The 2981-nt window shown below is 41.5% G+C and carries 3 protein-coding genes; 2 read left to right on the forward strand and 1 reads right to left on the reverse strand.

Translation table 11 applies throughout. The features are described from left to right. Positions 1 to 102: 102 nt before the first annotated feature. Positions 103 to 648, reverse strand: a complete 546-nt coding sequence (orn, locus tag J8L97_RS22570; RefSeq protein ID WP_192508896.1) for an oligoribonuclease — start codon at positions 646 to 648, stop codon at positions 103 to 105. 205 nt (positions 649 to 853) lie between these two features. On the opposite strand from orn, the gene rsgA reads away from it, so the two are divergent. Together rsgA and asd are read left to right on the forward strand one after the other, a co-directional pair. After that, entirely contained in the window at positions 854 to 1912 is a 1059-nt protein-coding gene (gene rsgA / locus J8L97_RS22575) for a small ribosomal subunit biogenesis GTPase RsgA (protein ID WP_211052960.1), read from the forward strand. 52 nt (positions 1913 to 1964) lie between these two features. After that, positions 1965 to 2828 carry an archaetidylserine decarboxylase gene (gene asd / locus J8L97_RS22580; RefSeq protein WP_210995753.1) on the forward strand — a complete coding sequence of 288 codons (864 nt, stop codon included), beginning with the start codon at positions 1965 to 1967 and terminating at the stop codon, positions 2826 to 2828. Positions 2829 to 2981: the final 153 nt, after the last annotated feature.

Raw genomic sequence — 2981 nt, forward strand, 5'->3', positions numbered from 1 at the left:
CTAAAACTTACAACTTAAGATTGGTAAGAAAAACCCCACTAGGCTTCTCGTCTTAAGCGGGGCAGGATTCTACAAGATAAAAAAAGCTTTGCAAGCGTTTTTTTACAGATTAAAGAATTTTTGCTGATACACCTTCAATTCCATAATAGAATCTTTGATGTCATCCAAAGCAAGGTGTGAACTTTTTTTGGTCACATCTTTCAACAATTCAGGCTTCCAACGTCTTGCTAATTCTTTTACCGTACTCACATCCAAATTACGGTAATGGAAATAAGCCTCTAGTTCTGGCATATATTTATTCAAAAAACGACGATCTTGTCCTATGGAGTTCCCACACATAGGTGACTTCGCTGGTGGCACCCATGCTTTCAAAAAGTCTAATGTTTGTTTAATAGCATCTTCTTCAGAAAACTGACTCGCTTTACAACGCGCAGTTAACCCTGAACGACCGTGCTGGTTAGTACACCACTCATCCATACCATCAAGAAGTTCATCACTTTGATGAATGGCGATTACTGGCCCTTCGGCCAATATATTTAAATCACCATCAGTGATTACCGTGGCTATTTCTAGTATTTTATCTGTTTTTGGTTCTAACCCCGTCATTTCGAGATCAAGCCAAATCAAATTTGATTCATTCAAAGACATAAACTACCTTAGCGGTACTTTCCTTTAGATCCAGTGCAATAACATATATCATATTAGCTTCATCAGTTGACCTAAAGCTTTTTTTTAAAAAGCGGGGCATTTAATTGAGTTATAGACCAATTACATGCGGCTCACAAAACAAACAGTACATTAATAGGCAAATTTAAACAAATTTCCTTTTATTGAACGAAAGATCAAAGTGAACATGGCAAAACAAAAGAAACTCACTAAAGGCCAATCCAGACGGATCAGTGCCAACCATCAAAAACGTTTGCACAAAGCTAAACAGCAAAAAGCAGACATAACAGAGACCGCATGGCAGGCCGACAACTTAGGCCCGACTGAAAATGCAGTGGTACTTAGCCGTTTTGGTCAACATGCCGATATTGAAACTATTAACGGGGAAGTGTTGCGTTGTAATATTCGCCGTACAGTCTCGAACTTAGTGTGCGGCGACGAAGTGATATTCCGCCGCGCAAAAGTCAGTGAAGGTGATTTAGCTGGCGTGATTGAAGCAACAGAAGAACGCCGTAGCCAGCTCACTCGCCCCGACTTTTACGATGGGATCAAAGTTGTCGCAGCAAACATTGACCAAATACTCATGGTCTCTGCAGTCCTGCCTGAGTTTACACCACAAATTATCGATCGATACCTTGTCGCGTGTGAAGATATGGGTATTGAACCCATTTTAGTACTCAATAAAATTGATTTGCTTGATGAGGAAGGGTTGAAACTCATCGAAGATGTGCTCAATATTTACCGAGATCTAGGGTACAAAGTTTTACTCGTCAGTAATAAGTCGAAACAAGGTATTGAAGAACTAAAGCAGCAGCTCGTTGATAAAAACAGCATTTTTGTTGGCCAATCCGGTGTTGGTAAGTCGACTTTAGTAAATACTGTTCTACCTAACGCTGATATTCTAACTAAACAGGTTTCTGAAAACAGTGGACTAGGCCAACATACGACTACCGTCTCTCGCTTACATCACCTTCCATCTGGCGGCAACCTGATTGACTCACCAGGAATTCGAGAGTTTGGCTTATGGCACCTTGACGTTGAACGCGTAACCTTTTGTTTTAAAGAGTTTAGAGAGTTTATCGGCGGATGCCGCTTTAGAGATTGTAAACATTTAAACGATCCAGGCTGTTTGTTAATTGAAGCCGTTACAGCAGGACAGATCAGTCAATTACGTTTTGATAGCTACCACCGCATACTTGAATCTATGGCCGATGGCCGCGCCGGAGCAAGGGCTCCCCGCGTATAATCACGCAGTGAAAGTATGTTAGAATCAGCAAAAATTTTGTAGGAATCGTAAAGTGAACTTGGATAAATTTAAAATTGCCATGCAATACGCCATGCCTAAGCATGCGATATCACGCCTTGTAGGCAAACTTGCAGCAGCACAAGCAGGTGCATTGACCACACAATTAATAAAGCTTTTTATTAAGCAATACAAAATTAATATGAGTGAAGCTTTGTATGAAAATCCGGCACATTATAAAACCTTCAATGAGTTTTTTACTCGACCTTTAAAACCCGGGATCCGCCCACTAGCAGAAGATGAGCATATCATTGCACACCCAGTTGACGGTGCCATTAGCCAGTTAGGTGACGTGGTTGACGGACAAATTATCCAAGCAAAAGGGCATGATTATAGTCTGCAAACCTTGCTGGGCGGGAAAGAAGACGATGTCTCGCCTTTCTTAGGTGGGAAATTTGCTTGTATTTACCTAGCACCGAAAGATTACCACAGAATTCACATGCCAGTTGATGGCACCTTAAAACGTATGATCTACGTACCTGGTGACTTGTTTTCGGTTAACCCACTCACCGCACAAAATGTGCCAAATTTATTTGCGCGAAATGAACGCGTTGTGGCTATTTTTGACACGGCTATGGGCCCATTAGCGATGGTGCTAGTTGGTGCTACGATAGTGGCCAGCATCGAAACTATTTGGGCAGGAACTGTCACGCCACCAGCTGGTAAAGACGTATTTAGCTGGGATTACCCTGACAACGGCACAAATGCGGTTCGTTTGAAAAAAGGTGAAGAAATGGGTCGCTTTAAATTAGGTTCAACGGTTATTTTAGCTTGGGGTGCAAATGAAGCTGACTTCTTAGAAGGTGAGTTACCTGAAACAACCACTCGTATGGGCACGCCATTTGCGCAAAAAGTGTAAATTCAGCGCGAAATTCGGCCTCAGCGAAAAGCCTACATAACGCAGGCTTTTTTGTACTCTAACCTCAGGTTTGGATAAGGGTTTTGGAATAGAAAATGTTTTGAAAACAAACTTACTTACAATCCAATGATGATATTTTGTTCAATATCAAGG

Source organism: Pseudoalteromonas sp. MMG012, from assembly GCF_018100875.1.
Taxonomy (GTDB): Bacteria; Pseudomonadota; Gammaproteobacteria; order Enterobacterales; family Alteromonadaceae; genus Pseudoalteromonas; species Pseudoalteromonas aurantia.

Bases quoted from the DNA above. Each gene is read 5' to 3' on its own strand.
- rsgA (WP_211052960.1), top strand. From the start codon at position 854: ATGGCAAAACAAAAGAAACTCACTAAAGGCCAATCCAGACGGATCAGT.
- orn (WP_192508896.1), bottom strand. From the start codon at position 648: ATGTCTTTGAATGAATCAAATTTGATTTGGCTTGATCTCGAAATGACG.